The organism is Microcystis sp. M109S1, assembly GCF_020247025.1.
Taxonomy (GTDB): Bacteria; Cyanobacteriota; Cyanobacteriia; order Cyanobacteriales; family Microcystaceae; genus Microcystis.
The window spans coordinates 1-4929 of the sequence record NZ_JADBRW010000211.1 but is presented as its reverse complement, the minus strand read 5'-3'; the positions used below and the strand labels follow the sequence as shown (position 1 = coordinate 4929).

Here is a 4929-nt window from a genome sequence, read left to right as displayed (position 1 = left end):
TGTCAGTCTGTAGAGCGACCATAAGACCAGAACAGATTTACTCTGTTAAGGCAGGTGCGGAACCCCGCAAGGGAAAGAAGCAGAAACCTAAATCGTGAGGTTTGGGAATCACCGTCCGTTTACGGCGGTGAGGATGTCAAATTTCCGATCCTCTCTACTGGCAAAATTTACAGGATACCTATAGTTTCGATTTAGTCGATTATCGCGGGTTTTTGCCCACCGAGAGCCTACAAAAAGAGCTAGGCGACTGTTTTGGCCTGTTGATGACCCCGCGCTGGGTTGAGGCTTTTGGTAACGTGGCTATTGAAGCTTTAGCCTGTGGTGTTCCCGTAGTTGCCTATCGTCGTGGTGGTCCAGTAGAAATTATCGAAGATGGAAAAACTGGTTTTTTAGTTGAACCCGATAGTATCGAGGGATTAGTTACAGGAATTAAAAATTTAGACCGGATCGATCGATCTTTTTGTCGTAAAATAGTCGAGCAAAAATATTCCCTGGAAGCTTTAGCAAATCGGGCTATTAATTGGTTTGAAGAAATTTTTGCTCGCAGTCAAAAATAAATAGGCTCTCTTGGTTTAGTCCGGTTAAATCTAGCCTAGCATAAACTTTTCTATCGGGTTATCCCAGAAGGGTTCGGGATCAACTACGGAAATTTTTCTGCTAGAGTTGATTTAAACCCTGTATTATCTATGGCAAGATTGAACCAAGAATTGTTATGTGAGGAGGCAGCTGTCTTCTCAGCTTTGGAATCTCAACATCAAGAATCTTCACTCTACGGTGTTACAGATGGTAAAGCGATCGGAACTTACTTAGAACAAAAGTTTAAACTATATCTCAAAGAAAAATATAATTTTCTTGACGGTAATTCAGCCAGTGGGATTGATTTTCCTGATTTGTTAGTAGATATCAAAGTAACAAGCATCAAACAACCTCAATCATCTTGTCCTTTTAAATCCGCAAGACAAAAAATTTTTGGCTTGGGATATTCCTTAATTATTTTTGTTTATCAAAAGTTAGATGATACCCTAAATCGTACTGCCAGTTTAAAAATTATCAGGACAATTTTTGTCAGTGCCGAAAGAACAGCCGATTGACCGATGACTCGTGGTATCCGCAATATCTTAAACAATCAGGGAAACAAAGATGATTTAATCGCTTTTATATTAGATAAAAACTTACCTGTTGATGAAATGGAAGCAGCCAATATAGCTGATGAAATTCTTGTTCATTCCCCAGGGCAAGGTTTTTTAACTATTTCTAATGCCTTACAATGGAGATTACAATATACTAGGGTAATCGATTTTGCCGGTCAAGAAGAAGGATTAATAGCCATTTATAGAGAGAATTAGTCATGCAAGCTTCTCAGGTTAAAATTGAATATGGAGACTTTCAAACTCCCCCGGAGTTAACCGAAAAGATTTGTCAAAAATTATGGCAAATTCATGTTAAACCCGATGTTATTATTGAGCCAACTTGTGGTATAGGTAACTTTTTAAAAGCGGCATCACTTACCTTTAAACAAACTGAAAAAATCCTTGGCTTTGAAATTAATCCTGATTATATCACTCAGATTAATCAAGATCGGCAAATATCCCAAGATCAAAGAATACAAGTTGAACAGAAGAATTTTTTTGATTGTGACTGGTATTCTCTAACTCAACCATGGACAGAAAATATTTTATTCTTGGGTAATCTGCCTTGGATAACCAACTCAAAACAAGGACTTATTAACGGAAAAAATTTACCTCAAAAAAGCAATTTTCAAGGCTATCACGGTTTAGATGCCATCACGGGAAAAAGTAATTTTGATATTTCAGAGTGGATGTTAATTAAGCTCATCGAATGTCTTGATCGACGTTCAGCTTATCTGGCAATTATCTGTAAAACGGCCGTATCTAGAAAAATTTTAAACTATCTCTATACTCACAAAATTAATCTCGTTTACTCGGCAATTTATCCGATCAATACCCAAAAATATTTTCAAGCTAATGTAGATGCTTGTCTTCTGTTTTGTCAATTTGATTCTCATTCAGAAAATTATTTTTGTGATGTTTTCAATAGTTTTGAGGAAGGGGAATTTCAGCGCATTGGTTATCAAAATAATATCCTAGTCAGAGATTTAAATACTTTTACTAGATTAGAATATTTATATCATCGGCATCCTCAAGAAAAATGGCGTTCAGGGATTAAACATGATTGTTCAAAAGTCATGGAATTGCAGTTGGTTAATGGAATTTTTGTCAATGGTTTAAAGGAAGTCGTTGATCTTGAACCCACCTATCTTTATCCTCTCCTTAAAGGTTCAGATGTAGCACAAAATCGCCTAAAGGTTATCAATAAATACATTTTGGTAACTCAGAAGTTTATCGGTGAATCTACAGAAAATATACGGTATCTAGCCCCAAAAACTTGGCAATATTTAGTTAATCATAAAAATTATTTTCTGGATAGAAAGAGCAAAGTTTATCAAAATCAGCCAGACTTTTGTATATTTGGTGTGGGTTTTTACAGCTTCTCACCTTTTAAAATCGCCATTTCTGGACTTTATAAAAAACTGAATTTTAACCTGATATTACCCTATCAAAATCAACCGGTTATTTTCGATGATACTGTTTACTTCCTAAGCTTCGATGATTTAGATACCGCTCAAAAAACCTTACAGCTTCTCAATTCTTCCCTAGGCAGAGAATTTTATTCCTCCTTGATATTTTGGGATGAAAAAAGACCGATAAAAACCCGTATTTTAAATAGTTTAAATTTATCAGTTTTAGCCGAGAAGGTGTTATAATATAAGCTTGAATTTTAGCCGTGTTAATCACCCATACTAGGAGATATTTTATGATCGGGTTTTCATCACACACAGGAGTCAATAATACTAAATCTGGTTATTCTGGTTATTAAAGACTAATTATTTATTTCCACTTTTGCCTTTTGCATGAGTGCCTTTTGCCTGTCCTCATAAGTAGCCTATACTCAACGGATTTAGTATGACTGGACAGTCAAACAACCCCACTCGCTTTTTGTTGCTCTACTTTGGGGTAGGATTCAAGAGCGCTGTTTAGGGATAAATGACTGTTCGTCGGCGATATTGTCTAGTTTTTGAGCGTTTTTTCCAGCTGGGCTACCCTTGCTTTCTGTTGCTTCAAATCGGCTAGTTGTTTTAGTAATTGTTCTCTTACTTCATAGCGATAGGCAAAAAAATGCTCACCTATCCCTAGGGTCGCTAGATACTCTTCTAGCAGACGGGGTTTGACCCAGGCAATCACCGCCAGTTGCCACCAGAAACGGAACCGCGTCGGTCGGACAATCCCCTGCCGCCAGAGCAAGGAACGGAACAATTGCCACTGTTGCCCATCTAATTTACGGTTCGATTTGCCGCGCCATCCCCCCATCATCATGAAATGGTTGAAGGTTCGTTTCAGGTAGTTAACAGGATCGTAGATTTCCCAGAAAGCGTCGATGTATTCTTCGGTAATCTCTTCCACCGGGCGAGTTGGCTCAAAGTTCATCATGGCTCCCTGATGGAAAGTGCCCATGCCATCCACCAGACGACCTTCCCGTTGCAGGCGATTCCACAGGGCGGTATTTTGCAGTGCCTGGAGCAGGCTAAACTGCCCCTGGGGAATACTCGCCTCCATAATAAAATCTTTGATCCGCTGCCCTGCGCCAGGTTTCTCATTGTCAAAACCGATAATGAAGCCAGACATAATCTGCAGCCCCATGCGGGTAATTTTGTGACAGGATTCGATCAGGGATTGGCGGGTGTTTTGAACCTTGTTAATGCCCATTAAGCTATCGGTATCTGGTGTCTCAATCCCCATAAACACCAGCATAAAGCCGGCCTTGACCATTAACTCGATCAGTTCACTGTCTTCGGCCAGATTAAGGGAAGCTTCCGTAATCAGTTTAAAGGGATACTGGTGTTGTTCCATCCAGGGGATCAACTCCCGCAGAAACACCTTGGCATTCCGCTTATTGCCAATGAAGTTGTCATCCACAACAAAAATGTAGCGCCTCCAGCCCAGTTGATATAACGTCTCCAACTCAGCCAACATTTGTTCTGGGGTTTTGGTGCGAGGTTTGCGGCCATAGAGGTTGATGATGTCACAAAATTCGCATTGAAAGGGGCAACCGCGAGAAAACTGCACGGTAATCGCCAGATAGGCATCCAGATCTAGCAGATCATAGCGGGCGATCGGTGTCATGGTTACATCTGGTTTCTCACTGGCTCTAAAGACACCACTCGGTTCACCCCGCTCCAGGGCCGCCAGGAACAGAGGGATTGTCAGTTCTCCTTCATCCAGAATCAGGTAATCTGCCCCAGCTTTTTGGGCAACTTCTGGATAGGAGGTGGGGTAAGGCCCACCCACAGCCACTTTTTTACCCAACTGCAACCCTTTGGCAATCAATTCTTGAAAGTCCTTTTTCTGAATAATCATCGCGGAGATGATTACCAAATCGCACCACTCCCAATCCGAAGCCGTTTCCAATCGGACATTGCGATCAACAAACCGGATTTCCCAATCCGATGGCAACAGGGCCGCCACCGTAATTAAACCTAGAGGCGGATTGGTTGATCTCAAGCCGGCTAGATCTAAAGTCTCTTGATAGGACCAAAAGGAGTTGGGCATCAGCGGCCACAGTAATAGGGCTTTCATTCAGGTGTCTCCAATGAAGAAGCTAGATGCTTTACATACTAGCCACAAAGCCCAAGTTGATCAAGACTGTTTTAACATCTTTTTTTACTAATAAATTAGTTCTAAATAAATTGTGAAAAAACCGCAATTTTTTCCAGGGTAATCGCATGTTGATAGAGTTCTCAAATTCCGAGGAGTTAGGTCTAAAATTCGATGGGCAACTCAGGCTTTGACCTGCACAAGGCGACCGAATCTCTGGTTTTGCCAGTCATTATGGCCTAACAAACCCCGAACT

General features: G+C 40.5%; 2 protein-coding genes and 2 pseudogenes. 3 read left to right on the top strand and 1 reads right to left on the bottom strand.

The genetic code is table 11. The annotated features are described in order from the left end of the window. Nucleotides 1-140: 140 nt before the first annotated feature. The 3 genes and pseudogenes from IM322_RS10730 to IM322_RS10715 form a co-directional block, all read left to right on the top strand. A pseudogene (locus IM322_RS10730) lies at nt 141-557 on the top strand (glycosyltransferase); the annotation flags it as partial. 129 nt (nt 558-686) lie between these two features. Next, nucleotides 687-1346 (top strand): annotated as a pseudogene (locus IM322_RS23700) (type II restriction-modification system restriction endonuclease). Nucleotides 1347-1348: 2 nt separating this feature from the next. Next, nucleotides 1349-2785, top strand: a complete 1437-nt coding sequence (locus IM322_RS10715) for an SAM-dependent methyltransferase (RefSeq protein WP_287676299.1) — start codon at nt 1349-1351, stop codon at nt 2783-2785. A gap of 304 nt (nt 2786-3089) precedes the next feature. On the opposite strand, the gene IM322_RS10710 is transcribed toward IM322_RS10715, so the two are convergent. Next, entirely contained in the window at nt 3090-4655 is a 1566-nt protein-coding gene (locus IM322_RS10710; RefSeq protein WP_287676298.1) for a B12-binding domain-containing radical SAM protein, read from the bottom strand. Between the last annotated feature and the right edge of the window lie 274 nt (nt 4656-4929).

Bases quoted from the DNA above. Each gene is read 5' to 3' on its own strand.
- IM322_RS10710 (WP_287676298.1), bottom strand. From the start codon at position 4,655: ATGAAAGCCCTATTACTGTGGCCGCTGATGCCCAACTCCTTTTGGTCC.
- IM322_RS10715 (WP_287676299.1), top strand. From the start codon at position 1,349: ATGCAAGCTTCTCAGGTTAAAATTGAATATGGAGACTTTCAAACTCCC.